This is a genomic window from Amylolactobacillus amylophilus DSM 20533 = JCM 1125, assembly GCF_001936335.1.
GTDB lineage: Bacteria > Bacillota > Bacilli > Lactobacillales > Lactobacillaceae > Amylolactobacillus > Amylolactobacillus amylophilus.
Map to the genome: position 1 here is coordinate 993,866 of NZ_CP018888.1, position 26,184 is coordinate 1,020,049.

Consider the following 26,184-nt stretch of genomic DNA (forward strand, 5'->3'; position numbering starts at 1 on the left):
TACAAACGTATCGCCGACCAACTTGGCGTGTCAATCAACTCTGTCAAATCATTCTGCCGTTCAAATGGCTGACAGGCAACCGCACTAACTGGAGTGCCAAACAAGCACTTGAGGCTGCAGAGGTGACCCAAATCAAGAAATCTGAAATGGACTACCGACTATCAAAGATGATGGTCGATTATTTGCATTCATCTGGTGTGATAGGCAAACGTGAACACAAGGCAGCCATCAATCGCTTGTTGAAGGTCTATGAGCCCATCATTGGCACGTTGGAGGCAGAACATGGCAAATAAGGAAATCATCAAAATAGAGCCAACGCTCTACCCCAAAATCAAATCAGCAACCAAGAAACATGGGAAATTAATGGTTGCAGCCTATGCACGAGTGTCGACAGAAAAGGACAATCAGACTCACAGCCTCATTGCCCAGAAAGAACATTAAACTAAGGTCATTCAAGCCAATGAGGACTGGGAGTTTGCTGGACTGTTCGTGGATGAGGGGATTAGTGGGACATCCTTCAAAAAGCGTGTTGCTTTTCAAGAGATGATTGAGAAGGCAAAGTCGGGTGAGGTAGAGTACATCATCACCAAGTCCATCAGTCGCTTTGCTCGGAACACGGTGGACACGCTCACAACCATTCGGATGCTGAAATCCATCGGTGTTGGGGTTTGGTTTTAAAAGGAGGGCATCGACACGCTTGATTCCAAAGGCGAATTTGTTATCACGCTGATGTCTAGCCTTGCTCAAGAGGAAAGCCGTAGCATTTCTGAGAACTGTACGTGGGGCGTGAGAAAGCAATTCGCCAAGGGAGTGGCACGAATGCCCTTCTCAAGTGTTCTGGGCTTTAAGCGGGGTCTGAATGGTGAGTTCTTAGTGGATGTGAAAGAAGCTAAGGTTATCAAAGCCATGTTTGCGATGGCGGTCATCGGGATGACAACGGCTGAGATTAAGAAGAAATTGAATGACCTGGGCATTACCACGGCTTATGGCAACAAGTGGGAAACGACATCGACCATTAAGGATATGTTTACGAACGAGAAGTATATCGGGGATGCCTTGCTCCAGAAAACGTTCACGGCTGACTTCCTGACCAAGCAGAAAAAGAAGAACGAAGGTGAGTTGCCTCAATATTATGTGGAGGACCATCACGAGGCGATTGTTTCAAAAGAGGTCTTTGATCATGTTGGAAAGAAACTACAGAGCCAGACCATTCGGAGAGCATCCGTCCCACTCTCGGGTAAGATATTCTGTGGCGTTTGTGGTGAGCGTTTTGGTCCACGACCATGGCACGCATACAAGGGGAGTCCTCATAAGGAGACCGTATGGCAATGTAAGAAACGGACGGCTTGTGGCGTGCCACACATCTATGATGAACAGTTGGGCTTACTACTGGATGAGGTGGTTCGTCAAGTATTTAAGGAGAGGGTTGACTTGGCTGAATAATTATCGGTAATTCTCGAAATGGACATGACACCATATCTTATGGATTTCCATCTTGTCGAGAGAGCAGCTGTTGCGATAATTGTTAAGAAAGACAAAGAGCTAGATTTTACTTTTATGGATGGAAGTAAGGTAAGATTGACCGTGGGTGTTTGGACACCAAATATGGAGAATGGGGTGATGGGAATTGCCAGATAAATCTGAAGAAGAAAAGCCACGAATTAAACAGATTGTTGAAAAATACAGGAAGAGCATTTCTCGGCTTTCAGAAGAAGGTTCACCTGAAGAAATTGTTGCAGTGTTTAAGCATGCTGCTGATTATTCGAACTACCTCCAAAGAAAGATAGTTGGGCTGGAAGAATAGTTTTTTCTTAGTTTGACGTTTTGAATGCGCCAGAAAAAGAAGTTAAGAAAGATGGCGCGATTTTTACCGCGCCATCGTTTTTTTATGCTATAATGATGTCTAAGATGATTAAAGTAGATTAGATAGCTTTTGAATTCTTGACTCCTGAAGTTCGGGGTAAAAGTTCACTCTTCCTATCAAATCAACGACTTTACAGTAATCATCAAAGAATGAGGTTTTATTTAAAGGTAGCTCTAGAGTGTTCCAACTTTCATAAGCGAGTTTTTGGAACTCTGAATTTGAGTTATTGAGAATATATCTTATTTCTGGACCTAGGCTATGGAAAGTACCAACACTTTGAGGAAACTCGACATTATTTTTTTCCCATTTTCCACCAGCAGAAAAAAAGTCTCTAAATGAGCTACTGTAGTAGAAATGGTTTGTGATAATGAATTCGTGAGCACGAGCGTAGTTTGCTTTCTTAGATGTGATTAAATCCTGTGGGAACAACACGAGCACTTCCGCTTTTACTTGATTTTGAATGTTTTGAGGTAATAGGTTTAGCGAAGTTGGCTTGATTGATTCGGAAGAAGAATCTTGTGGAACAAACCATTTTGTGCCTGTTGTGTGTTCTTTAAGGTAATTTTGCAAGAAGGCAACTTTCTCCATCTCGGTTTTATCACGAAGTTGGTAGTATTCTTGAGCATCCTTAAACACGCTCTCATTTGTGTCCATATTGATTTTAAATCGTGGACTATGTGTAACGTTGATTGCAGAAGTAACTTTCCAATAGTAGTCAAATCTAACTAGGAGATGGTCTTTTCCTGGCTCTTTACTGCCAAATAGCAAGAAGATATCCTGGTAATCTTCGTCAGTGATGCTCTCAAATACAGAGTTGCCGTTAGTATCCCAGGAACCATTACTCCGACTTTTCAATTCGAGACCGAAGCAGTCACCATTTACGATGAGATCCATGTCAGGAAAGTGGTGACCTAAGTGGACTTTATAATCAAAAATAGTAGTGTCTGATATTTCGGTTTTAATTGTTTCGGCGATTTCTGGTACAAGGTCTTCAAAACCATTTTGATTCCCTCTACTGATAAGATATTTCTTATTGATGGGATTCAAGTCTTCGATTTTAGATTTAAACAGGTTTAGTACATCAAATATGTTCATTTCGTTACCTCCATTAGGAAAGGATTAATATTATGCCAAATAATTACTTTAACCTTAATTATAATACGGTTGACACAAGAAAAATAGAGGTTGATGAGACAACCAAACCACTGAATGTTGTTAGCTTATTCTCTGGAGCTGGAGGTATGGATTTGGGTTTCCGAGGAGGCTTTGAGTATCTCGGAGAAGAATATGACAAGAATCCATTTAACATTGTTTTTGCTAATGATATTTTTCAACAGGCGGCGGATGTCTATGAAGCAAACTTTGGACATGAAGTTGAGCGTCGAAGCATTGCTGATTTAGATATGAAAAAGGATATGCCCGATGTTGATGTAGATATTGTATTAGGAGGGTTTCCCTGCCAAACATTTTCATATTCAGGGAAAAGGGCAGGCTTAAGTGATGAGAGAGGTCAACTCTATCTTCAAATGATCAGGGTAATCGACCATTATAAGCCAAAGATGTTTATTGCTGAAAATGTAGACGGAATTAGAAATTCTAGAAAAAATATAGAAGGGGAAGATGTTGATAAGTCAGCACTGAGCGTCATTCTTGATGATTTTGAAAAGCACGGATATGATGTTCAGTATCGAGTGTTAACAGCGGCCGACTATGGTGTTCCACAAATGAGAAGACGTGTTATTATCATGGGGATTCGCAAAGACTTGGGAAGTGTAGATAATGAATTCTACCCACAACAAATATTTGATGAAACTGGCGAATTAACTGGTCGACCTTGGAGAACTTCAAAAGACGGAATTGATGATTTGTGGGATAAGGTAAATAATCCCAATATTCCTAACCATACACTTAAAGATATTTCCAGAGCAAAATTCTATCCTGGTAAGAAGATGCAAGGTAATAATAGAATAGCTGAAAATCGCCCAGCACCAACTATTCGGGCCGAACATCATGGAAATATTGAAGCACATTATCGTACAACAGTAGAAGATGCAACAGATATGAGCGGTTGGCGCAGACTAAGTGTTCGAGAATGTGCTCGTTTGCAGTCATTCCCTGATTCATTTAATTTTGTTACAAGTGCATCTTCAGCATACAAAGCTGTAGGTAACGCAGTTCCTCCAGTAATGGCTTGGCACATTGCACGTAGCGTATTCTTCACTTTAAAACAGTTGGAACAAATCGAATTTGAAAAAAAATAATGAGCAAGAACTTGTTGCAGTAAAATAGTAATAACCTGAAAAGCCATCAAACCTGATACAAAAAGGTTTGATGGCTTTTTCTATTCATTTCCCATCATCATGGCATAGTGCTGATCTTGTTCCATGATTTCGAAGATTTCTTTAAATGCTCGTAGGCAAGTTTGTGCATCCATTGCTTCATCGATAAAGTGCCCATCAACGATGGTGTTCTTTGTGGCTGCTAGATATGACAACATTGATTGAATCAGATAGTATCGTTCGTCAACCGCATCATTGCCATCAGCATCCACAATTTGGAATTTGTGTTTATTCTCAACCAAAATCTTATCCCGAATGGAGTTTCCATCGTAACAGCACATCTGGATGAAGTAATGGTCCAGTATCTGGTGGATGACGTGTGTGACTGAGACAGATGAAACATTTTGCAATTTGCTCAAATCCCTCAATTCAGCCCACAAGGCGTGGTAGCCATTTTGAACAGGGTCAACATTGTAAGCTTTTGATTTTCCTTGCAGGTCAGTTTCTTCTCGATAGTAGAGTTTGACGTGAGAATTATTGTCAACTTTACTGATAAGGAAGAAGGATACGGAATCCCAGTATCTTGTCATGTTGCTAGTGACTTCATTGTGGAAGTAGGTATTATGGGTCAAGATAAAAATCTGTTTGATGTAATTGTCTTGAGATATGCTGTTCTGCCTGTTAAGGCTACCATTATTCCGGCAAATATCTACCATACCACGAACCAGAGCGCTGACGATGAATAATGCACCACTGTCCATACTTGAAACCGGGTCATCAATCACGACAATTTTATCTTCCCTTGTGCCATCATCCTTCTGGCTACCATGAACTAACTGGTAGAAGTAGAGGAAGGAAATGAAATTTCGCTCGCCTTCGCTAAGGTTTTCAGCGACTTGTCCATTATGGCGGACAACCTCATAAACGTTTGTGACGCCTTCTTTTGGTCGGATTGAGAAGCCTTGAAAGCCAGAATCACGGAGCAAGGCATTCATGCTATCTACTGCATCAGTCGTGTTAATACTTTGCTTGTTGAGTTCAGCAAGTTTTGCTTTGACTTTGTTCCCTTGAGCAACGATTCCAGTTAATTCCTCGTTGAAAGAATTAATCTCTGCATCAAATGTTGCCATGTTCTCATGGTAGGCATCGACCTGTGGCTTGAGAGTGGCATAAATCAATTCCCAAATTTTTATGGTGCACTCTTTTTTCTTGGCAGTCTTCCCAGCAACAATCTCATTGTTATTCTTGATTTGTTGGTTGGAGCTTGTTATCAGACCGTTAATTTCATCAATGATTGAATCAGTATCAGTTAAAGTGACGGTCGAGCTAGGCTCTTTAATCTTGTCATTAATTTTGATGAGATTGTCATTGGCTAAGGATTTAAGAAGTTCTAGCTTGTCCTTATATTCAGTAAGGTCTAGTTTCGAATAACTCGTTAAAGCATTTGAATCCAAAATACCAATCATTGTTGAAAGACCATGTTGATATTGAGTCTTGAAATTCTTCACGGCATTCAAGTCAGATTGGTACTGGTCATCAAATATGGATGAGATTTGTTCTTCAAAATCATCTGGAAGTGCTTGCTGGCAATACGGGCATTGACCATCAGTGCTCTTAAAGTGCTCATGTCCGTGTCGAACCCAGTCGTTTGTTTGATATCTCTTCACAAATTCAGCAAAAGTAGAGTTACTGCTACTGACAATTGATTTTTCAAGTAAAGGTGATGTGGCGGCCAACATTGAAAAGACCAAACGTTGCTGCCGTTATGCAGTTGACAATAATTGTATGCCAATTGCTCCGCACCTGATGTACCCGCAGTTTGTGGACGAAGCCACTGAGCGTCAATTGGCTATTCATATGGACTTAGTCCTCCTTGGCAAATGCGAGGAGGTCTGGGTCATTGGTAATAAGCTCTCCAAGGGCATGGCGATTGAGTTGGAACAAGCTAAGTGGTGGGGCAAGCATATCCGTTACTTTGACGATGACGATGAGATGAAGGAGGTTTCCCATGATTAATTTCACGCTTTATACGGCTAAATCAGTCGGAAACTCCAAGACCAGTGTGTTCCCTAATAAGTACGTGGTCTCCGACAAGGCGAGTTTCCAACAAGCCGTCCAGTTCGACCACGTCATGTAAATTATCAACATAAAAATTCGGCTATCATCTTATTAATATCATGTATAATCAAAGATATTAAATATAAAGGAGAAACATCGTGAAGCAAACCAATAAAGAGCAAGAAGAGGTATCGTTAGAACCACCAACACTCAATAATAAGAAAGGTTTCCATGATGACTTTCTCGATAACTACTACGCCGAGTATTCTCGCTGTTACATCATCAAGGGAAATGTTGTTCCTAAAAAACGTTCAGACTGGTGGAAACATGACCAAGTTACAACAACCGAATCAGTTACGAAAGAAAGATCGTACGACTGGCCTGAGTAACTTAAATATAAGTTCAGCGGACCAAGTTTAACGTTTCTAAACTATTTACATCGAGATCACTTTAGTGGCCACCTGTCGTACCTCACCACCATTTAGTTATCGATTTAGGAAATACCAAAACACTCACGACCTGCCGCACTCCCTTGACTACTAGCTAGTTGAAGATTTTAACTCAACTTATTCTGCTCAATCCAATTAATAAAAGTCGTGGTTGCTGGATTGATGGCTTTTCCTTTAGTAACCACACCATAGCCAATCTCGCTACTTTCCCTAATTGGCAGAGCACTAACTAGCTCATCCTTTTGCGGAAATCCTGCTAGTTTAATGAACGGTAGGATACAGATACCAAGGGCGGTCTTCGCCATCGCCAATTCTTCTAAATAATTGTTTGCATAATAAATCGTGGAGTTTGAACAAAGCTCCGCGATTTTTTGTTGCAATTCTTTTTGTTGCGGTGAGCATTGACTCTCGAGCAGGAAGATCAGATTGTGATAATCAAGGCTTCTGATGGAAAGCTCTGTTCTAATCGCCAGAGGTTCGTTATTAGCAATAATTGCCGCAAATTTGCCTTCAGCAAATAGATGGAAGTAGGCGTTCGTAGCAACATCATCGGCAGTCTGAATAGCTGCATCAATAACTTTATTTGCAAGCGCATGTTCCAGTTCATCGTGGGTGAAGTACCGAATTGAGATTTTAATTTCGGGGTACAGTCGGTTGAAGTCCCTAATCACCCATGGCATCACCGTATTATCTAATGGTGTGCCAAGCATTCCAAGGACCAAATTGGTTTTCTCAGCTGTATCTAAATTCTTCACCGTCTGCAGCATATCCTCGAAATTAATGAGTAGTTTGATGCTTGAACCGTAGAATGATTGCCCCGGTCGTGTTAGGACAACGCGGTGTGTATCGCGTGTGAATAATTTAATACCGAGTTCGTTCTCGAGTGAGTTAACCGACTGCGAGACTGCCGACTGTGATAAGTGCATGTCTTTGGCCGTTCTGCTGAAGTTGAGCGTTTCTGCTGTGTGGATAAATATCTTTAACTGTTCCAGATTCATACTCTACCTGCCTGTAATAAGTTTATCTGATAAGCAATGCTGATTTCAGTTTACCACGAACCTGTGAAAATAGTAACATGAACAATGTAAGCGATATCAGGAGGTGGAATGATGCAAATTTCAGCAATAAAAGATTTCGTTTGGCATGGTGTATTCGATGTCATTGTAATTGGCTTTGGTGGAGCTGGCGCAACTTCCGCCAGATTTGCTGCCGATCAAGGCAGTAAAGTCCTTCTCTTAGATGTAGCGCCTGCAGGACATGAGGGTGGTAACACACGATACTGTGGGCAGTTGATTGGTGGTACAAAGGACGCAGCCAATTTTCAATGCTATTACGAACACTTAGCTGCACCTTTTAAACTCGATCAGGAATTAATCACGACTTTTACCAAAGGTGTTAGTGAGATGGAGAACTACCTAAGTCGTTACCTCTCCGTTACACCGTTTAGTTTCCAGGCACATCGGAACCATGAGACAGTTCAATCGGTTGCCGCAGACTTCCCGGATTATCCTGAATACCCCGGCGCCGACGCCTATGACCTCTTCACGGTTCATGCAGGTAGAACAATTGAAGATGGCGCCTTTTGGACACAGCTACGTGCCAAAGTGTTGGAGCGACTCGACCGGATTACGATTTGGTATTCATCCCGTGCTATCCACTTGATGCAAGATGAGACAGGTGCAGTTGCGGGTGTTCAGGTTGAGCGCAGTGGTCGCCGCCTTAATTTATTTGCGCGGCAGGGTGTCGTCTTGACAGCTGGTGGGTTTGAGAATGATCAGACCAAGATTCAAGATAACTTAGGTATCCCACAAATTGTTCCAATGGGAACTCTCTATAATCGTGGAGATAGTATTCGACTGAGCCAGGAAGTGGGTGCCGATCAATGGCATAACACTATCTATAATTCCGGTGGTATTTATCATGGACTGACTTATGCGGTATCCGGAGGTGAACGGGGAAGGTTGACTTATACCTGGCCCGAGTTGTATACAGGCAGTGTCTTCGTAATTGGTGCCGATGGAACAAGATACTTTAACGAGGCAGAGCATTCGCGTGCTGGATACCTCTTCCGTCATGGTGCAGGACGCCATCCCACACAAACTACCCACTCATGGATTATCTTTGATGAGCACCAATTGGCAAAAATAAATACAGTTGATGATGAACAACTACACGATGCATTGAGTAGTGCTAAGGTAGCTGAGTCTGCCGCAAAGCTCGCAGAACAGCTGGGAATTGATCCGATAACATTGAGTCAGACAATCCGGGAGTTCAATGAACAGGCCACACTTGGTCATGATTATGCCTATGGTCGGTCGAACGATACAATGGCACCACTTTCTGGGCAACTTCATGCAGTTAAATTACAACCAGCAATTCTGAACACCCAGGGTGGTCCAAGAAGAAATGAACAGGCTCAGATTCTTAATAGCCATAATCAACCAATTCCACGCCTATATGGCGCAGGAGAAGCAGGCTCTATCACAGTAAACCAGTATCAAGCTGGTCAGGATTTAGCCGAACTGCTGATTTTTGGCAAAATTGCCGGTGATAATGTCGCCCAACTATCAAGGAGAGAAATCAATGAGCCAGTACGGGATGCTGGTGGCCTACTAGAAAGCGATGAGGTTGAGAAACAGTATGAGACGGGGCCGAATCAATACTTAGGAGTAAGTACCAACGGTATGGGCAATAAATTGGTGGTACGCGTCACGGTTGAACCGGTATCAAGCAGAATTATGGACGTCGAGGTTCTTGAGCAGTCGGAAACTGAAAATATTGGTCAATCAGCCTTGCAGATATTACCCAAGGAGGTCGTTGCCAAGAATAGCGCGGACGTTGACGGTGTGACTGGAGCAAGTACAACAGTGACAGCCTTCAAGGAGGCCGTTGGGGCAGCATTAGAACAGGTAGTTCAAAAGACAGAAAAGGAGAATTGAAAAATGACTGAATATCGAGCAACATCAAAAGGTTTTCATAATGAAATTACTGCAGTTGTAAATGTTGAAGACGGAAAACTTACATCGGTTCGGGCTGAAAATGTGTCAGATAGGACAATTGGTGCGGTTGGAATCGAAACGTGGTTGAACAAAGCTAACGCGGAAGGCTCTGTTGAAGTAGATGCGATTTCTGGTGCAAGTATCTCAACCGGTGCATTGCGTAGTGCTGCTCAGGCTGCTTTTGCCAGTGCAACTGGGCAAGAGACCGATGCGGTGAGTGGTGCCAGCCAGCAACAAGTTGGTACAAAAACCGGGCGTCCGGCTCCCGCTAACTATCCGTTGCTGAAGAGTAGAGTTTATAGTAAAGATGTTAACTATATCGGTTCATATGATGTGATTGTGGTTGGTTCTGGAGGTGCGGGACTAGCTGCCGCAGCGACCGCTGCAGAGAATAACGCGCAAGTGTTAGTCATTGAGAAAGCGGGAATTGCTGGTGGGACCACAAATTACTCCGGTGGTGTCCTGCAGGCCGCAGGTACTAAATGGCAGAAGGAGTTCACGAAGGACGAATCCGATACTCCCGAACGACACGAAGCTGAATACATGAAGACGGGTGAAGGCAGGCTATACCGTGACCTTGTACATGATTTCACACAAAATGCGCCAGCAAATATGGAATGGCTAGCTAAGATGGGTGTGCAATGGACTGGCGTTTATGGTCACACAACAATTCCATATGCGACTGAAGATTTTGCCGAGAGAATTCATATCTCGGATAATGGTGGTGGCGCAGGTGATGGCATTATGCTGACGCAGCATCTACTTAAGTATGCCCTAAGTTTAGGTGCACAAATTCGCTATAATACTGCTGTTATTGGTTTAATTGAAGCAGATGAGCATAATCATGCTGTCACGGGAGTTGTGGTTTCAGATGGTCGAAACTTGGAGTATCTTGAGGCTAGACGAGGCGTTGTACTCGCCACTGCCTCGGTTGATCAAAACGTTGAGCTTGCTAAAGATTTAAGTCCTCAGCACTATGCTGATGTCAGTGCGCATCGTTGTTGGAGTGTGAAAACCGATCGCGGTGACGGAATCGTTCTTGGCATGAAGTTAGGTGCTGCTGTAACTGGCTTCGGTGGAACTATCGACTTCGATGCACGCACTGGTAACGGGACAAATAATCAGATACCGACGATTCCTTCAATCTTCGTCAACGGGAATGGCCTTCGATTTGTTAATGAAGAAGCTACTTATGCTTACGTTTTCCGTGAGATTTTTAACGAAGAGAAGAAATTGAATAAGCCGACTTACCAAATATTCGGTCGCAATGCGTTGGAGGAACCCGCTAGCCCGTTTAAGAGCGATACGATTGATGCGGATATCGAAAAAGGTCTAGTTGTTCAAGCTGAGAGTGTTGAAGATTTGGCTGAAAAGATTGGTATTCCTGCTACGAATCTAAAACGTAGTATTGATAACTGGAATGAAAATGTGGCGAACGGTCGTGATGGAGAATATCAACGTACCGTTGGTTTGGCGTCTATTTCTGGCCCATACTATGCCTACCGCAATACACCGGGCAACCTCGGCGCAATTGGTGGATTGAAGATTAATGTGAACTGTAATGTACTAGATTTATTTAACCAGCCAATCACAGGACTGTATGCTGCTGGCCTCAATGCGGGTGGTTGGATAGGTTCATATTACCCCGGCTCAGGCACGGCTATTGGCGGTATTATTCATCAAGGTCGAAGAGCGGCTAAATCCATCCTTGGTCTAAACTAAGTTAAAGAAACTGGCAAAATTTGTCAGTTTTTTTTGTTTTCCCACTAATCCAACACTTCCTCTCATCCCAACGACCAAACAACTCTTTATTCGTAATCTGTATTTGCCTCATGATAATAACCAACAGCAAAATATTGAATATTTAAAGTGGAATAAGTTGATGCCAATTACTTCGGCTTCATTGAAGTATACATTTGACATTGATAATATCGACAAGCCGAGTGCAAGCAGTGAGATTGGGATGCTGATTGAAGAAGAGTATTTCTATCGGTTTGGTCTTGAAACGAGCAATCGGGTAAGTGAGATTTATTATTCAAAATGTCTGCATTCAGTGATCCTCGGTGATGGCGATTCTATTGGTAAGCTAGATTGGGCAAAACCGCTCTTTGCTTATGCCAATAAACATCATTTGCGGCCTACCGGTAAGTTACTCACATCGTTAATTTTTGTTAACATTGATCAAGTTACGGGTAAGACAGTTTGTTGTGATGAGGTTTGGTTGCCGTTAAAATAAGTTAATAGTTAAGTTGGTTCTAAGACACTAAATGAATGTTTTAGAACCGTTTTTGTAGGTATATATTTACAAAATTTTATATGCAAATATAACGTTCAAAAAAACGCTTGCAAATTAATGGGGAAGAAGTATACTGAATTCATAAAGAAATTAGGGGGTGTTTTATTGAACTGTGATAATTTAGATCCAAAAGTCGCCGCTTTGTGGGCAAAAAAAGGAACGTCTTCAACTGGTGAACCCGTGTGGCTCCCCCTGCTTGCTCATCTCATCGATACTGCCAATGTCATCAACGCACTCTATAATCATTGTCTTAGTGATGGGCAACGTGCATTACTTGTATCTGACGGTCAGGATGAGGAATCCGTACGGCAGACAATCCAATTCATCGGTTTTATACATGACTTAGGAAAGGCTACCGCCGTTTTTGAGCGAAAACAATCATACGACCACAATGCTGAATTAGACCAAGCTGTATTGGAGCATTTAATCAGAGCTGGTTTTACTGGACTAGATACTGCGGTAATTGCTCATAAGAACGAATCACCTCATGCACGTGCTGGCGAAGCGCTATTAGAAAAATTTGGCGTATCCAGCACTATTGGCGCAATTATTGGCGGTCATCACGGGAAACCTGAAAAAGGACCACCTAAAAATGACATTTGTGATTTCACAGCTAATTATTTTCAAGATGATGGCAATAAATTGATTCAACAAAAGTGGCAAGATGTTCAGAAAGAGATCTTGGAGTTTGGTTTGAATTATGTTGGACTGAATAGTGTGCAGGAATTGGCTGATTTTTCGCAGAAGCAATCCGTTATCGTTGAGGGACTGCTTATTATGGCTGACTGGTTGGCCTCAAGTGAGTATTTGGAAAATAATCGCTCTGACCATCCACTATTTCCGCTAATCGCTGTGGATGAAACTATTGCCAATATCGACTTTGATACTCGATTCAAGAATGCTTGGTTAGCCTGGACCACAACTGATGAACCAATCTTACAACAGATAAAAACGAGCAATGATCCATATTTTGATTTTTGGCACTTCCATGCTCGTAAATTCCAGACTCTTGTTACGGAAGCAATTGATAAAGCTGTTGATCCGAGTCTTGTAATTATCGAGGCACCGATGGGAGCTGGGAAAACAGAAATTTCTCTGGTTGCTGCACAACAGTTGGCATTTCGTCAAGGCGAAATGGGCTTATATTATGGATTACCTACCCAAGCTACGTCCAATGCGATGTTTGAGCGAATAAAGGATTGGCTTGACCAGCAGAGTAAAAAAAGCGGTCTGAAAAATTCAATTAAGTTAATGCATGGGCGAGCTGAGTTTAATGAATCATATCGTGCACTACCTAATGCGACCGGTGTTGATAATCAATCTGGAGCGGTGGTTAATAGTTGGTTCAGCGGAAAGAAGTCAATTCTTGATGAATATGTTGTTGGAACAATTGATAACCTGCTTCTTTTTGCACTCAAGCAAAAGCACCTTGCACTGCGTCACCTGGGTATGAGCAGAAAGGTGGTGGTAATTGATGAAGTCCATGCTTATGATACCTACATGAATGTTTACCTTGACAGAGCACTTGAGTGGCTTGGTGCCTATCACGTCCCTGTTGTGATGCTTTCTGCTACGCTACCCGCAGCAAGAAGAAGAGACTTGGTTTTGAAGTATTACAAAGGAAGATTTGGTGCCAAAAAATATCTTGAGGAGAAAGAAGCTACCAATAGCTGGCAAAAAAATATTGCTTATCCCTTGGTCACGTTGCTTGATGGTGATAGAGTTCAACAATTTAGCGAAACGCCTACACCGGAACAGCGAAAGCAAGTTGAAGTTGAGTTGATGAGTGATGAGCTGGCAGATTTAGTATCCTCCGTTCTTGAAAAGACAGCGGATGGCGGAGTTGTGGGTGTGATTGTCAATACCGTTGCAAGAGCACAAGCAATAGGATATGAACTAGATGGTAAGGCCCCAACTTTGGTTCTCCATTCAGCATTTGTTGCGACCGAACGGACAAAAATTGAAAATGAACTGCTGGAAAAGATTGGCAAAAATGGTCAAAGACCTGAAAAGCTCGTAATCATTGGGACTCAGGTGCTGGAGCAGTCTTTGGACATAGACTTTGACATTCTGTACACCGACTTGGCGCCAATGGATCTAATTCTTCAACGCGTTGGCCGCCTACAGAGACATCAAAATAAACGTCCTAAACAACTAAGCACACCACAATTAGTTGTGATGGATGGAAGCTTTAGTCACTTAGGAGAATTTAATGAGGGATCTGAGGCTATCTATGGACGATATCTATTAATGAAAACAAGGTATTATCTGCCACAGGTCCTTAATATACCTGCGGATATTCCGCGGTTAACACAGCTAGTTTACGATGAAGTGGATGATGCATTGAATGGGGAGATTGATGGCCTACAGGAAGCTAAGAAAAAAGAGGCTCAGGTGTCAGCCGAATTAGAAAAAAAGGCCGGGGTATATCCAATTGATCCACCTAGTTATGTTAGAAATAAATCTATTCACGGCTGGCTTGATAATCCTAAAGCTATCTTTGATGATGAAATGGCTAGCCGGTCGGTGAGAAATATCGTGCAAGATTCAATTGAAGTTTTAGTTCTCAAGAAAGATAGTGAGGGTCAAATTTTCTTGTTGGATGGGACAAAGATTGTGAATGAAAACTTGCATATCCAAGCCAAAGCTATTGCCATGCAGATTCTTCGTCTCACGGTTTCTTCATATAAAATAATTGATACTATCAAAATTTTAGAGAAATTCACGAGAAGCCAGTTTCCTGATTGGGCGGATAATAAATGGCTACGTGGAGCATTAGCTATTGTTTTAGATGAACAAAACGAAGTCGAAGTGGGGGGGGTTAGGTATCGTTATTCAACAAAGTTTGGCTTAACAAAGGAGAGAATAAATGGATAGGAAATCATATAATCTTTTAACCGAGCCATGGATTAAGGTGTTAGCAAAAGATTCAGGCGACACGGTTAGTGTCTCGTTGATTGATGTATTACAAAACGCACGTCAGTACGAGAGGCTCGCTGGTGAAATGCGGGTACAAGATTTTGCCATCATGCGAATTTTACTTGCTATATTGACAACAGTGTATTCGCGGTTTGATGCACAAGGAGAGGGCTACAACTGGCTTGACTACGATTCGAATGGTTATCAAGTTACTAGGGTGAAAATCTTTGAGGACGATCAACGTCAAGAACTACTTGATTCCTGGAACCAGACGTTTACCAGCGGTAGTTTTAGCCGAAAAGTATTTGATTATCTGAATGAATACAGTAATCGTTTTGACTTCTTGGGCGAACATCCTTTTATGCAGGTAACACATGATGAATATAATAGTCTTGTTTCTGCTGACAAGAAGATAGAAAAAGGTAGTGGACAAGTTTTAATTAAACAAATCAATCGTTCTATTTCCGAAAGTGGTAATACATCATTCGTCTTCTCCCCAAAAAGTAATGATGAAAAGGATAAAATCGATTTGCCAGAGTTGGTTAGATGGGTGATTACTTATCAAGGCTTAACGGGAGTGACAGACAAAACGAAGGTCCAGTCTAAGGAAAAATATTCAATCAGCCCTGGCTGGCTGTTTCAAATCAGTCCGGTTTTTATTCGCGGATCAGACTTATTTCAAACTCTTATGCTTAATTTGCTTTTGTTTAACCCAAACCACCAAGGTGAATTTAATTTACAAAAACCGATTTGGGAAGAAACGAATTTACTCAGTTACGCAGAGTTGCGCTTATCAAATATTTTTCCAAATGATATTGCTGGACTATATACTTCTCTTTCGCGAATGCTACACATTAGTTGGAAAGATGAAGGTCCACAAATCTTTAGTGCTGGACTACCTAAGCTTGATATCGAACAAAATCCATTTGAGCCAATGACGACCTGGAAGAAAAACAAGGATAAGAAAAGGAACATCGATTTTGTGCCAGCAGTCAAGAGTAAGTGGTCAATCAGCAAGGCTATGTGGAGAGATTTTGGTCAATATGTTGGAACTGACTACAGCGGAAATGAGGTAGAGCCGGGTATAATTGCTTGGTTACGACAATTAAAAAATAACGGTTATATCGATGATTCGTTTCACGTCAATGTTAGTTCGGTTTCGTTTATTAATGACGGAAACGCAACTTCACAATTACCGGTGGAAGAGATTCATGGAGAATTATCTCTTTATGCGGATGTTTTGTTCGATGATGATATTGCTGGAAGGTGGACTGTACGCATCGAAAAAATAGTTGAACAGATTGAAAATGTCGGCAAAATGTACTATGGATTTTTGTCCAATATTAATGGACTCGAGGGCGGCAAGGGACAAGCTTCAGACCATGAAATGGGTCAATTCTACGATCTTCTGAACCAACCCTTTGAAAGTTGGTTGAACAATATTCATGCTGATGATAATCGAGATATGAAAGAACTAGAGTGGCGCAAAACACTCTGGGAGCTTGTCCAAAACTTGGCAAAATCACAAATGGATTCTGCTACATCAAAGGTTATCAGAGGAAAAGTGGAAGATCAGGTTCAAACAAATATTTTTACTATATACAACTCTTTTATGCGAAGAGTATGGAATTCGTTAGAATTGGAGGTGTTTAAGAATGCCAAATAAGATTAGAAATAAAGCAGATAGGATTATCACGGCAATTCAAGCCGACGCAAAACCAGACAAGGGGGCGCTTGCGGCGCTCAGGACGTCAAAATCAATTACTGATCCTGGAGCTACAGTTGTCTGGCCTTACATTCTTGCAAACCTTGACGAACAAGATTTGAGCAGAACAGGCACGCCTACACGAGAAGAAATAGCTGTTTATACCGCGATTCGTCTCTATGCTATTTACCAACAAGGTGTAGAACAGTTACTCTATACTCCTTATTACAAACGTAATGATGGGGACAAAACACTAACGTTGTTTCAGGCAATGGCAGGAATTCAGAATGCTGGAGATGATTCTACAGCTTTGAGACGGCAAATTACTCAGGTCCTAGCTACGACGAATTTTGAAACAACAATCAATTCTTTGACACGACTTGTAGGTGTGTTGAAGGGTAAAAAAACGGGTGCTGTTGTAGATTTTGCACAATTAGCGGAAGATATATTTTGGTATCAAACAGGCTATAAATCTGCAAATAAAGTCCGTTTGCAGTGGGGGCAAGATTTTTATCGTAGTTTTGATCAGCTAGAAAAGATGACAAATCAGGAGGAAAATAACAATGCAAAATAAGAATCTTTATATCGATATTCACGTGCTACAAAGCGTACCTGCAGCAAACATTAACCGTGACGACGCAGGATCGCCAAAGACAGTTTATTATGGTGGAACATTACGATCACGAGTATCTTCTCAGAGTTGGAAGAACGCGATGCGAGCAGATTTTAATCTAAATCCGTTAAGCGATAACCTGGGAATTAGATCAAAAAAGGTTCTGGCAAGACTAGCTAAGTTACTTGTGGATCAAAAAGCGGATATTTCGTTAGAAGATGCTCAAAAAATGGCCGAAAAGGCATTGGACACCATTGGAGTTAAAAAATCAACTGACACACTTTTGTTCATTAGCCAGTGGCAGTTGAACAACTTGGTCAAACTGATCTTGAGTGAAGAGGGATTAGAGCAATTTGACAAGAAGGAATTGAAGAAAGCCTTCATGGAAAATAATTCATTGGATTTGGCTCTTTTTGGGAGAATGGTTGCAACAAACCCAGAATTAAATGTCGAAGGTGCATCTCAGGTAGCCCATGCCTTTTCGACACACGAAATAGTACCGGAGTTTGATTTTTATACTGGTAGAGACGATCTGCAGGAAGAAAACAACGCCGGAGCTGGTATGATGGGGACAATTGAGTATAATTCTTCGACTCTTTATCGCTATGCTAATGTAAACGTCAGAGAACTGAGTGAAAATCTTCAAGGAGAACAACTTACGGAGAGTATTGAAAAATTCGTGCAGAGCTTCATATTGTCGATGCCAACCGGTAAACAAAATAGTTATGCCAATAAAACTCTTCCTAATTACGTGTTGGTCACTATTCGTGATGATACACCTGTTAATCTTGCCTCAGCATTTGAAGAACCTGTTAAATCAAAATCTGGTTATCTGACTCAATCAATTAAAAAATTGGAGCAAGAGTTTACTGAGACTGAAGCTTTTGTGGATAAACCAGTTAAAACCCTTGTGTTAACGACAAAGGAATCTTCAATTTCGCAAAGAACTAATAGTTTAAATGAGTTATTGAATCAAGTAGCTCAAACGATTGTAGAGGTAGGTAGCTATGAAGACAGTAACAATTAGGTTGGCTGGTCTTTTACAATCATATGGTAGTGAAGCAAATTTCAATTACAGAACGACACTCGGTTATCCGTCTAAAAGTGCGGTAATTGGAATGATTGCAGCTGCTTTTGGCTATGAGCGCGATAATCCGGCTATTAATAGATTAAATAATCTGGCTTTTGCCGTTAGAATAGATCAGCCAGGACGAGCATTACAGGACTTTCAGATGGTTCATATGCAAAAAGGTAAGCAAATTCAATCAAAAATAACTTATCGAGACTATCTACAAGATGCTGTTTTCGTGGTGGCTATTGGTAGTGAAGATTCTGAATTGATTGAAAAAATCCAATATTCGTTGAGACATCCAAGATTCTCGTTATTTCTTGGCCGACGGGCGAACGTTCCTGGTGGTATGTTGCAAACCAAAGTGTATGAAGATACAACACCAATTAATATACTTGATAGTCTTCAATGGCAGGCTGCCAAGTGGTTTCAAAAAAAGCAAAAAAAGCAAGATAAAGTTCAAGTTGATATCGTCGCTGATGCGAACCTTTTACCGGATCAAAGATACTATCTTCAAAAGGATAAAGTTGTTTCTTTTTCTCAAAAGAGTCGCCAATTTGAGTTTCGGAGAATTGCGGAGAAGTCGATTGAGTTGATAAATCCTCAATTTGAGAAGCTGGGTTGGGATACGGAACACGACATCATGAATTTTTTATAGTAGGAGGTGAAATAGATGTATTTATCAAGGGTACAAGTTGATACGAATAACCGCAGAAAACTAAAAACTTTAACACACCTTGGCGCTTACCACAATTGGGTTGAACAAGCTTTTCCAAATGAGGTGGCAAATGGTGAGCGAGGAAGACATCTATGGCGAATTGATCGTCTTAAAGGTGATGAATATCTCCTTGTATTGAGCGAAGAAAAGCCTGATTTAAATTTGTTGGAATGCTTTGGTAAAAAGGGAACTGCAGAGAGTAAAAATTATGATTCATTCCTTAACAGCATCGTTAATGGACAATCTGCGTATTTTCGTTTAACTGCTAATCCGACAATTTCAATTCCTAAACCGGGACAACCTAGAGGTACAGTATACCCTATTTTAGCTAATGCTAAACAGAGAGCCTGGCTTATCAAAAAATCAGATTCAAATGGTTTTAAACTAAATGATGATCCTTTGGGAGATTACGCATTTGATGTTGTTGAACGTGAATTTTCAAATCTTTATCACGGTCACAATAATAAAGTACGGATCAGTCGTGTAACCTTTGAAGGCCTACTAACAGTCACGGATGCAGAAAAGTTTAAGCTAGCGTTAACAAAGGGTATTGGGCGTGAGAAAGCTTACGGTATGGGATTGTTGACAATTATTCCGGAGGCATAAACATGGTCGAAATCGGTCGTAAGAAGCCAAATGTTAGTGAACTTAGTAGAATTAGTGATCGTGTAAGTTTTTTATATCTCGAACATGTGAAAATTAACCGAAGAGATAATGCAATTCTAGTTACTGATGAACAAGCAACAGTCTTAGTTCCTGCAGCAATCATCAGCGTTCTGCTTTTGGGGCCAGGAGTTGACGTTACTCATAGGGCTATGGAGCTGATTGGAGATTTGGGAGCCAGTGTTGTCTGGGTTGGTGAGCGTGGTGTTCGGCAATACGCGCATGGAAGAGCGCTCTCACATTCAACTGTTTTGCTGCAAGAACAGGCACGGTTAGTCTCTAATAGTAAGATGAGGGTTTCTGTTGCACGAAAGATGTACCAACTCCGCTTTCCAAATGAAGATGTATCTAAACTGACCATGCAGGAACTGCGCGGAAAAGAAGGTGCAAGAGTTCGCAAAATATATGCAAATTCATCCAAGACGACTGGTGTAGCTTGGGATAAAAGACAATATAATCCCGATGATTTTACATCTGGAACTCCGATAAATCAGGCTTTGACTGCAGCAAATGTTGCGCTCTACGGGTTAAGCTACAGCGTCGTGGCGGCCTTGGGATTGTCACCTGGATTGGGATTTGTGCATACTGGCAATGATTTATCATTTATCTATGATTTTGCGGATTTATATAAAGGAGAGTATTCCATTCCAATTGCTTTCAATGTAGTTAAGAATCTTCAACCAGATGATGATATCGGGCGCATCACTAGGTTGGCAATGAGGGATGCGTTTGTTGATGGTAAACTAATGGTGAGGATGGTAAAAGACCTTAAGTACTTGTTTAACACCAAGGAGATAGAGAGGATTGAGTCTGATGTTCTTAACCTTTGGGACGACAAGGAAGGTTTACAGAAGTTTGGTGTGGCTTACGATTTGAGAACGGAGGATTAGTTGATGATTGTTATTACGTTAACGAGCGTTCCTCCGGCCTTGCGTGGTGAGTTATCTAAGTGGTGTCAAGAAATCCAGGTAGGAATTTTTGTTGGCAATCCTAGTGCGAGAATTCGTGATTTATTGTGGGACAAAATAGTAGATAATGTAGGACAGGGACGAGCGACAATGGCATTTAATGCACGCAATGAATTTGGTTATCAATTCCGAACTACCAATCGCTACTATGAAGTTAGAGATTATGATGGGATTCCATTACTTGTCAAGGTTAAAGATGCTACCCCTCTTATCAAAGTGGGCTATAGTGATGCCGCAAAATTTAGGCGTGCAGCAAAGTTTTCAAAGCAAAAACAACGTAGTGAGCCACCAGACGTTTCGTTTGTGGCAATTGATATTGAGACAACTGGTCTAGAACCTGATACTGATAAGATTATTGCTATTGGTATGGTCAAGATTAATCACGGTGTTGCTGACAATCCAAAACAAATTCTAATTAAAATTGACGAGCCACTCTCAGATGAAATAATTAAATTAACTGGATATACAAACAAATGGTTGGAGACTGAAGGAGTTGATATTGTTAGCGCATTAAGTAGATTTGTAGATACTGTTGAAAATTTACCAATTATCGGATTCAATGTAAACTTCGATATCAATTTTATCAACAAAAATTTGATTGAAAATGGTATGTTGAAAGTAGAAAATGAAATTACTGATTTGAGAACAGTGGTGAAGAAAAATGAACTGTTTTTGAATAATTATCGGTTAGAGACAGTTCTGGCAAAATATGGTATTGAAAATATTAACCCACATCATGCGGAATCAGATGCGCTGGCAACGGCAAAGCTTGCGGATCAACTCATAAAAAATAGTTTACTATATTTTTAGAATGTTGATTTATAAGGGATCTTTTAGTGTTTTCCCCGCACAGGCGGGGGTGATCCTATTGCAAAGACCGCTACTGAAGCGCGGCCGGTGTTTTCCCCGCACAGGCGGGGGTGATCCTGTTGTAAAAGCTAACGCCGTTAATAGGTTAGAGTTTTCCCCGCACAGGCGGGGGTGATCCCGGCGCCGGCTACTATGTATACTTTGAACCGTTGTTTTCCCCGCACAGGCGGGGGTGATCCCGGTAGACCAAGTTATTATTTTGGTGAAAAAGGGTTTTCCCCGCACAGGCGGGGGTGATCCCGCGGTAGGCCGTGCTAGGTATGACAACGGCGCGTTTTCCCCGCACAGGCGGGGGTGATCCTCTCATAGTGCCCGTTTTTCTTATATATTGCTTGTTTTCCCCGCACAGGCGGGGGTGATCCTCTCCACCACTCGCTTAAACTTCGTCTCATCACGTTTTCCCCGCACAGGCGGGGGTGATCCCACTAAAAGCAGTCCCGGTACCATAAGATATTGGTTTTCCCCGCACAGGCGGGGGTGATCCTTGTATTATATAAATATAGAAGAGAGCAGGAGAGTTTTCCCCGCACAGGCGGGGGTGATCCCCATTCCTCCAAAACGAAAAATGGTCGGAGTTCGTTTTCCCCGCACAGGCGGGGGTGATCCTACATGGTTTTCACAAACTCATACATTGTTCTCGTTTTCCCCGCACAGGCGGGGGTGATCCTATGTTACGCCATCATCAATATCATCAGGGAACGTTTTCCCCGCACAGGCGGGGGTGATCCTAGTAAGGGCATCGTCAGAGCTCGCAAAGATGGGTTTTCCCCGCACAGGCGGGGGTGATCCTCTTTTTAGCCAATTGCACTTGCGTAATGCGTTGTTTTCCCCGCACAGGCGGGGGTGATCCTCAACATTAACCTTAATCTTTGTCATTTAAAGCGTTTTCCCCGCACAGGCGGGGGTGATCCCACTCAGGAGTACCTAATAAAACAGATTAGTCCGTTTTCCCCGCACAGGCGGGGGTGATCCTTATCCACGGGCGTTGCGTTGTCATCAGGATTAGTTTTCCCCGCACAGGCGGGGGTGATCCCAGGCTTGTTATTTAAGGGGGTTGGTTGGCTATGTTTTCCCCGCACAGGCGGGGGTGATCCTACTGATTTGTCTTGTGGCGTTATCAGCGTTGCGTTTTCCCCGCACAGGCGGGGGTGATCCTTTATCAAAGAGGTACCCACAAAGAGAGGATGAGTTTTCCCCGCACAGGCGGGGGTGATCCTTAAAAAGGCAAACCTCAATCTGGAGGTTAAAAGTTTTCCCCGCACAGGCGGGGGTGATCCTAATTTCTGTCAAACAATTTATATTAGTTGTTGGTTTTCCCCGCACAGGCGGGGGTGATCCTTCATGAGGGTGTAGACCGTTCGACAGTCAATGGTTTTCCCCGCACAGGCGGGGGTGATCCTCATTTCATCTTGGCAGGCTCTGCAGGCTTGATGTTTTCCCCGCACAGGCGGGGGTGATCCTTGTCTTCCCCCCTTGGCGTAATTTTGAAGTTTGTTTTCCCCGCACAGGCGGGGGTGATCCTGCCGCATCGACATCTACCTTGTTTTGCGTAATGTTTTCCCCGCACAGGCGGGGGTGATCCCACTAGTGGTTCTTGTAATGGTAGCTTGACCGAGTTTTCCCCGCACAGGCGGGGGTGATCCTAAATAATTTCCTCTACTCTATCAGACGTCTGTGTTTTCCCCGCACAGGCGGGGGTGATCCCCATCGCTTCCTATTATACTTTTAACACCATCGGTTTTCCCCGCACAGGCGGGGGTGATCCTGATACATTGAACCCGTCTGATTTAATGAAACAGTTTTCCCCGCACAGGCGGGGGTGATCCCATGGTCGTTTTAACGGCGGACGCCGTTATCGAGTTTTCCCCGCACAGGCGGGGGTGATCCTAATTCCTTTAAATCGTTATAGCCCGTGTAGTCGTTTTCCCCGCACAGGCGGGGGTGATCCTTGCTAATCCATGGCATATCAATACCGACAATTGTTTTCCCCGCACAGGCGGGGGTGATCCCTAGTATCTAAACCATAGTAGTTTAGTGTTTTCGTTTTCCCCGCACAGGCGGGGGTGATCCTAGATATTGTAAGAGAGATAGAGAGAGGGAGAAGTTTTCCCCGCACAGGCGGGGGTGATCCCGTAGCTTAAAACCTGCTGAATAGTGCCAGACCGTTTTCCCCGCACAGGCGGGGGTGATCCTCAAGTTAAAAGCTGATGGTTCAAAGGTGGATAGTTTTCCCCGCACAGGCGGGGGTGATCCTCCGCGCAATGATTTAACAGGTGCAGAGGTTAAGTTTTCCCCGCACAGGCGGGGGTGATCCTCATACGGGCCGGCGTGTGTGTAGTCGCGCGGGGTTTTCCCCGCACAGGCGGGGGTGATCCTCATGATAATTCAAAAGTTTTTGAAATGTTTACGTTTTCCCCGCACAGGCGGGGGTGATCCCTCCAACTAAAAATTGGATTATCGGAGTTAAAAGTTTTCCCCGCACAGGCGGGGGTGATCCTCAGGGGTCTAGCAGCAAAGCCACGGCTCAGTAGTTTTCCCCGCACAGGCGGGGGTGATCCTCGCCAGAGCATTTCTAATTTTCGTGTTGGCAGGTTTTCCCCGCACAGGCGGGGGTGATCCCAGCAAGCAAGGCTATTATCGACTATGCGTTTAGTTTTCCCCGCACAGGCGGGGGTGATCCTTACAACCGCTTTTACGGCATTTATGCATAATCGTTTTCCCCGCACAGGCGGGGGTGATCCTAAGTGTTCGATAAATTTACCTAGATTTTCAAAGTTTTCCCCGCACAGGCGGGGGTGATCCTTGTGCTAGGCTGGTTGCAGATATTTGTAAGCGGTTTTCCCCGCACAGGCGGGGGTGATCCTACCGCCCACTTGATGATGTGATATGCCTTGTCGTTTTCCCCGCACAGGCGGGGGTGATCCTCCACTCAACACCACCAATTCTGCCTTGCACGAGTTTTCCCCGCACAGGCGGGGGTGATCCTATTCATTATCTTGCCATGTGTAATATGCATCAGTTTTCCCCGCACAGGCGGGGGTGATCCTAGCACAGTATAAATAATTAGGAGGTCATTCAAGTTTTCCCCGCACAGGCGGGGGTGACTGATCAAGTTGAGTGATAAATTTGCGGTTTTCAATGTTTTCCCCGTACAGGCGGGGGTGATCCTTGGTGCCGGAATATTTCAAATCTGATTTTTTAGTTCCCTGTATATACGGGGTGATTCATACACCGATAGCTTATATCAGTCAGCAATTACAACTTATGAACGTTCTAAGCATGAAGTTCAGTCCTGGCAAGTTTAATTAGTCAAAGAAATATTTGCGATTATACTTTAATATACAGTCATTATGCATATTAGGGTATTTGTTCTCACTAGGAAATGTGTATTAATGCTATAATACTAGGGTGGTTTTCCCCGCATACGCGGGTGTGATCCTGTTATGTTTGCTAATTTAATACATATCCAGGTTGTATTCCCCGCATTTGCGGGTTTTTTTGTTTTCCCACTAATCCAACACTTCCCCCAATTCCAACGACCAAACAAAAAAACACTAATCTAACCGATTAGTGCCCCAAAGTCCTCAAAATATTTAGCAAGGTGAAAATTTTAACAACGTGACGTTAAGCCGCTTTCGTCGCTGACACAAGAAGCATCATTGGTCGGCGCAACTCATCGCGCATCCCCGGAACAGTATCCAGCAACTCCGCGCCCGGCTCCGGCTCGACAATTCCCGTAATCGTAAAGCCCGTTTGCAACAGTGTATTCAGGTATGTCGTCAGTGTCTTGTGATATTTCACCACGGATTCCCCTAAAAACACGGCGTTACGCTTACCATCGGTGAAGTAATGATCGACCGGCCAATATTTTGGCTTACCATCTTCATCATAGATCCAGTCCTGCGTGCCAAACGCTGTGAACACGGGATGCTCTACGGAAAAGATAAGCTGGCCGCCAACTGTGAGGCAGTGACTAATCCTCTCACAGATGGCACGAAAGTCCGGCGTGTAGTGAAAGGCCAGAGAACTCATGACCACATCGAAACTGTTAGGGGCGAAGTCAATATCTTCCATCGCAATCTGCTGGTAGTGCACATTGTCAAACGTGTTTTTCTCATTCACCACCGCCAGCATCTTACTCGAAATATCAGTCCCAAGTACAGTTTCTGCGCCATTCTCGGCGGCGTACATGCAGTGCCAGCCGAAGCCACAACCTATGTCTAGCACCCGCTTGCCGTGGAAATCAGGCAGGAGTTTCTTTAGTTCGTGCCATTCCCCCGCCGCAGAGAGACCCGCGACCGACCGCGGGAAGTGACTGTACTTCTCAAAGAATTGCTCGTTATCGTAAATGTTCTCTTTCATGATTACTCTCCATTATTATTTCTCGTTGACATCTTCGAAAAGCTGGGCCAGTGCTTGCTGCATATCGGCCTGCCAATTGACTTACCAAACTGGAGGTAAGCGGCGGCCGTATTGCTGGTAGGCAGGGTCAGCTCCAAGACCATAATCGTGATGATGATGGCCATTACTGCGTCACTGAAGAAATCCATCCGTTCTTTTAACTTTTCCACAATTAATGTCCTTCAGAGATTATTTTCGATTACTAGATTATAGCACTGTGATGCAATTGTGCGTTTTTTCCCGGAAAATTAAGCCATGAAGCTAGCGGAGGAAAGTGGTAATCTAAGGTCATTCGAATAAGGAGAGGGCAAGT

26 protein-coding genes and 1 CRISPR repeat array are annotated in these 26,184 nt (G+C 42.9%); of the genes, 21 read left to right on the forward strand and 5 right to left on the reverse strand.

Annotated elements, in window-relative coordinates; translation table 11 throughout:
* Positions 1 to 122: 122 nt before the first annotated feature.
* The 6 genes from LA20533_RS08810 (at position 123) to LA20533_RS08665 (ending at position 1,804) form a co-directional block, all read left to right on the forward strand.
* A complete protein-coding gene (locus LA20533_RS08810; protein WP_236693786.1) occupies positions 123 to 293 on the forward strand; it encodes a hypothetical protein in 171 nt (56 codons plus the stop codon).
* Entirely contained in the window at positions 283 to 441 is a 159-nt protein-coding gene (locus tag LA20533_RS08815; protein WP_236693785.1) for a hypothetical protein, read from the forward strand. The genes LA20533_RS08810 and LA20533_RS08815 overlap by 11 nt, the downstream gene beginning before the upstream one ends.
* 9 nt (positions 442 to 450) lie before the next feature.
* Positions 451 to 678, forward strand: coding sequence for a recombinase family protein (locus LA20533_RS08820; RefSeq protein WP_255313982.1), 228 nt, complete (start codon positions 451 to 453; stop codon positions 676 to 678).
* A 141-nt stretch (positions 679 to 819) separates the two neighbouring features.
* Positions 820 to 1,443, forward strand: coding sequence for a recombinase family protein (locus tag LA20533_RS08825; RefSeq protein ID WP_236693783.1), 624 nt, complete (start codon positions 820 to 822; stop codon positions 1,441 to 1,443).
* Positions 1,444 to 1,467: 24 nt separating this feature from the next.
* Positions 1,468 to 1,638 (forward strand): hypothetical protein, encoded by a 171-nt coding sequence (locus LA20533_RS08830; RefSeq protein WP_236693782.1) that lies wholly within the window; start codon positions 1,468 to 1,470, stop codon positions 1,636 to 1,638.
* Positions 1,628 to 1,804, forward strand: a complete 177-nt coding sequence (locus tag LA20533_RS08665) for a hypothetical protein (RefSeq protein ID WP_169787589.1) — start codon at positions 1,628 to 1,630, stop codon at positions 1,802 to 1,804. The genes LA20533_RS08830 and LA20533_RS08665 overlap by 11 nt, the downstream gene beginning before the upstream one ends.
* Before the next feature lie 108 nt (positions 1,805 to 1,912).
* Here LA20533_RS08665 and LA20533_RS05255 read toward each other — a convergent pair whose 3' ends face one another.
* Positions 1,913 to 2,959, reverse strand: a complete 1,047-nt coding sequence (locus tag LA20533_RS05255; protein ID WP_056947185.1) for a hypothetical protein — start codon at positions 2,957 to 2,959, stop codon at positions 1,913 to 1,915.
* A gap of 32 nt (positions 2,960 to 2,991) precedes the next feature.
* On the opposite strand from LA20533_RS05255, the gene LA20533_RS05260 reads away from it, so the two are divergent.
* On the forward strand, positions 2,992 to 4,125 hold the full coding sequence (locus LA20533_RS05260) for a DNA cytosine methyltransferase (protein WP_056947183.1): 1,134 nt from the start codon (positions 2,992 to 2,994) through the stop codon (positions 4,123 to 4,125).
* An 80-nt stretch (positions 4,126 to 4,205) separates the two neighbouring features.
* Here LA20533_RS05260 and LA20533_RS05265 read toward each other — a convergent pair whose 3' ends face one another.
* Positions 4,206 to 5,882, reverse strand: coding sequence for an AAA family ATPase (locus tag LA20533_RS05265; protein WP_082611602.1), 1,677 nt, complete (start codon positions 5,880 to 5,882; stop codon positions 4,206 to 4,208).
* Between LA20533_RS05265 and LA20533_RS05270 the strand changes: the two genes are divergently transcribed.
* The 3 genes from LA20533_RS05270 (at position 5,869) to LA20533_RS05275 (ending at position 6,590) form a co-directional block, all read left to right on the forward strand.
* Positions 5,869 to 6,159, forward strand: a complete 291-nt coding sequence (locus LA20533_RS05270) for a DUF7768 domain-containing protein (protein ID WP_307722784.1) — start codon at positions 5,869 to 5,871, stop codon at positions 6,157 to 6,159. The two genes, LA20533_RS05265 and LA20533_RS05270, sit on opposite strands and share 14 nt — an antisense overlap.
* Positions 6,152 to 6,280, forward strand: a complete 129-nt coding sequence (locus LA20533_RS08935; protein WP_255313981.1) for a hypothetical protein — start codon at positions 6,152 to 6,154, stop codon at positions 6,278 to 6,280. Before LA20533_RS05270 ends, LA20533_RS08935 begins: the two co-directional genes overlap by 8 nt.
* A 79-nt stretch (positions 6,281 to 6,359) precedes the next feature.
* Positions 6,360 to 6,590, forward strand: a complete 231-nt coding sequence (locus tag LA20533_RS05275; protein WP_056947175.1) for a hypothetical protein — start codon at positions 6,360 to 6,362, stop codon at positions 6,588 to 6,590.
* A 167-nt stretch (positions 6,591 to 6,757) separates the two neighbouring features.
* Here the strand turns inward: LA20533_RS05275 and LA20533_RS05280 are convergent, their stop codons facing one another.
* Positions 6,758 to 7,648, reverse strand: coding sequence for a LysR family transcriptional regulator (locus LA20533_RS05280; RefSeq protein WP_056947171.1), 891 nt, complete (start codon positions 7,646 to 7,648; stop codon positions 6,758 to 6,760).
* Between the two features lie 108 nt (positions 7,649 to 7,756).
* Between LA20533_RS05280 and LA20533_RS05285 the strand changes: the two genes are divergently transcribed.
* From LA20533_RS05285 to cas2e, 11 genes are all read left to right on the forward strand, one after another.
* The gene (locus LA20533_RS05285; RefSeq protein WP_075362809.1) at positions 7,757 to 9,589 is read left to right on the forward strand and encodes an FAD-dependent oxidoreductase; all 1,833 of its coding nucleotides are present in this window, start codon (positions 7,757 to 7,759) and stop codon (positions 9,587 to 9,589) included.
* Between the two features lie 3 nt (positions 9,590 to 9,592).
* Positions 9,593 to 11,371 carry an FAD-dependent oxidoreductase gene (locus tag LA20533_RS05290; protein WP_056947165.1) on the forward strand — a complete coding sequence of 593 codons (1,779 nt, stop codon included), beginning with the start codon at positions 9,593 to 9,595 and terminating at the stop codon, positions 11,369 to 11,371.
* A 157-nt stretch (positions 11,372 to 11,528) separates the two neighbouring features.
* Positions 11,529 to 11,885: a hypothetical protein gene (locus LA20533_RS05295; protein WP_156849157.1), complete on the forward strand. Its 357-nt coding sequence runs from the start codon at positions 11,529 to 11,531 to the stop codon at positions 11,883 to 11,885.
* Between the two features lie 165 nt (positions 11,886 to 12,050).
* Positions 12,051 to 14,822 carry a CRISPR-associated helicase/endonuclease Cas3 gene (locus LA20533_RS05300; RefSeq protein ID WP_056947163.1) on the forward strand — a complete coding sequence of 924 codons (2,772 nt, stop codon included), beginning with the start codon at positions 12,051 to 12,053 and terminating at the stop codon, positions 14,820 to 14,822.
* The gene (locus tag LA20533_RS05305) at positions 14,815 to 16,530 is read left to right on the forward strand and encodes a type I-E CRISPR-associated protein Cse1/CasA (protein WP_056947160.1); all 1,716 of its coding nucleotides are present in this window, start codon (positions 14,815 to 14,817) and stop codon (positions 16,528 to 16,530) included. The genes LA20533_RS05300 and LA20533_RS05305 overlap by 8 nt, the downstream gene beginning before the upstream one ends.
* On the forward strand, positions 16,520 to 17,143 hold the full coding sequence (casB, locus tag LA20533_RS05310; RefSeq protein WP_056947158.1) for a type I-E CRISPR-associated protein Cse2/CasB: 624 nt from the start codon (positions 16,520 to 16,522) through the stop codon (positions 17,141 to 17,143). The genes LA20533_RS05305 and casB overlap by 11 nt, the downstream gene beginning before the upstream one ends.
* Positions 17,133 to 18,209 (forward strand): type I-E CRISPR-associated protein Cas7/Cse4/CasC, encoded by a 1,077-nt coding sequence (gene cas7e, locus LA20533_RS05315; protein ID WP_056947156.1) that lies wholly within the window; start codon positions 17,133 to 17,135, stop codon positions 18,207 to 18,209. The genes casB and cas7e overlap by 11 nt, the downstream gene beginning before the upstream one ends.
* Entirely contained in the window at positions 18,190 to 18,909 is a 720-nt protein-coding gene (gene cas5e, locus LA20533_RS05320) for a type I-E CRISPR-associated protein Cas5/CasD (protein WP_056947152.1), read from the forward strand. The genes cas7e and cas5e overlap by 20 nt, the downstream gene beginning before the upstream one ends.
* Positions 18,910 to 18,924: 15 nt before the next feature.
* Positions 18,925 to 19,575: a type I-E CRISPR-associated protein Cas6/Cse3/CasE gene (cas6e, locus tag LA20533_RS05325; RefSeq protein WP_056947149.1), complete on the forward strand. Its 651-nt coding sequence runs from the start codon at positions 18,925 to 18,927 to the stop codon at positions 19,573 to 19,575.
* A 2-nt stretch (positions 19,576 to 19,577) separates the two neighbouring features.
* A complete protein-coding gene (gene cas1e, locus LA20533_RS05330; protein WP_054745649.1) occupies positions 19,578 to 20,522 on the forward strand; it encodes a type I-E CRISPR-associated endonuclease Cas1e in 945 nt (314 codons plus the stop codon).
* Between the two features lie 3 nt (positions 20,523 to 20,525).
* Positions 20,526 to 21,410 (forward strand): type I-E CRISPR-associated endoribonuclease Cas2e, encoded by an 885-nt coding sequence (cas2e, locus tag LA20533_RS05335; protein ID WP_056947146.1) that lies wholly within the window; start codon positions 20,526 to 20,528, stop codon positions 21,408 to 21,410.
* A gap of 28 nt (positions 21,411 to 21,438) precedes the next feature.
* Positions 21,439 to 24,638: direct repeats of the CRISPR family, unit length 28 nt; unit sequence GTTTTCCCCGCACAGGCGGGGGTGATCC.
* 456 nt (positions 24,639 to 25,094) lie between these two features.
* Here the strand turns inward: cas2e and LA20533_RS05340 are convergent.
* Together LA20533_RS05340 and LA20533_RS09020 are read right to left on the reverse strand one after the other, a co-directional pair.
* Positions 25,095 to 25,832, reverse strand: coding sequence for a class I SAM-dependent methyltransferase (locus LA20533_RS05340; protein WP_054745647.1), 738 nt, complete (start codon positions 25,830 to 25,832; stop codon positions 25,095 to 25,097).
* A gap of 2 nt (positions 25,833 to 25,834) precedes the next feature.
* Complete coding sequence (locus LA20533_RS09020) at positions 25,835 to 26,041, reverse strand: TMEM175 family protein (protein ID WP_054745645.1); 207 nt, start codon at positions 26,039 to 26,041, stop codon at positions 25,835 to 25,837.
* Positions 26,042 to 26,184 lie beyond the last annotated feature (143 nt).

Excerpts from the sequence above, each read along its gene's own strand:
- LA20533_RS08815 (WP_236693785.1), top strand. The coding sequence starts at position 283 with ATGGCAAATAAGGAAATCATCAAAATAGAGCCAACGCTCTACCCCAAA.
- LA20533_RS08825 (WP_236693783.1), top strand. The coding sequence starts at position 820 with ATGCCCTTCTCAAGTGTTCTGGGCTTTAAGCGGGGTCTGAATGGTGAG.
- LA20533_RS08830 (WP_236693782.1), top strand. The coding sequence starts at position 1,468 with ATGACACCATATCTTATGGATTTCCATCTTGTCGAGAGAGCAGCTGTT.
- LA20533_RS05255 (WP_056947185.1), bottom strand. The coding sequence starts at position 2,959 with ATGAACATATTTGATGTACTAAACCTGTTTAAATCTAAAATCGAAGAC.
- LA20533_RS05260 (WP_056947183.1), top strand. The coding sequence starts at position 2,992 with ATGCCAAATAATTACTTTAACCTTAATTATAATACGGTTGACACAAGA.
- LA20533_RS05265 (WP_082611602.1), bottom strand. The coding sequence starts at position 5,882 with ATGTTGGCCGCCACATCACCTTTACTTGAAAAATCAATTGTCAGTAGC.
- LA20533_RS08935 (WP_255313981.1), top strand. The coding sequence starts at position 6,152 with ATGATTAATTTCACGCTTTATACGGCTAAATCAGTCGGAAACTCCAAG.
- LA20533_RS05280 (WP_056947171.1), bottom strand. The coding sequence starts at position 7,648 with ATGAATCTGGAACAGTTAAAGATATTTATCCACACAGCAGAAACGCTC.
- LA20533_RS05285 (WP_075362809.1), top strand. The coding sequence starts at position 7,757 with ATGATGCAAATTTCAGCAATAAAAGATTTCGTTTGGCATGGTGTATTC.
- LA20533_RS05290 (WP_056947165.1), top strand. The coding sequence starts at position 9,593 with ATGACTGAATATCGAGCAACATCAAAAGGTTTTCATAATGAAATTACT.
- LA20533_RS05305 (WP_056947160.1), top strand. The coding sequence starts at position 14,815 with ATGGATAGGAAATCATATAATCTTTTAACCGAGCCATGGATTAAGGTG.
- casB (WP_056947158.1), top strand. The coding sequence starts at position 16,520 with ATGCCAAATAAGATTAGAAATAAAGCAGATAGGATTATCACGGCAATT.
- cas7e (WP_056947156.1), top strand. The coding sequence starts at position 17,133 with ATGCAAAATAAGAATCTTTATATCGATATTCACGTGCTACAAAGCGTA.
- cas5e (WP_056947152.1), top strand. The coding sequence starts at position 18,190 with ATGAAGACAGTAACAATTAGGTTGGCTGGTCTTTTACAATCATATGGT.
- cas6e (WP_056947149.1), top strand. The coding sequence starts at position 18,925 with ATGTATTTATCAAGGGTACAAGTTGATACGAATAACCGCAGAAAACTA.
- cas1e (WP_054745649.1), top strand. The coding sequence starts at position 19,578 with ATGGTCGAAATCGGTCGTAAGAAGCCAAATGTTAGTGAACTTAGTAGA.
- cas2e (WP_056947146.1), top strand. The coding sequence starts at position 20,526 with ATGATTGTTATTACGTTAACGAGCGTTCCTCCGGCCTTGCGTGGTGAG.
- LA20533_RS05340 (WP_054745647.1), bottom strand. The coding sequence starts at position 25,832 with ATGAAAGAGAACATTTACGATAACGAGCAATTCTTTGAGAAGTACAGT.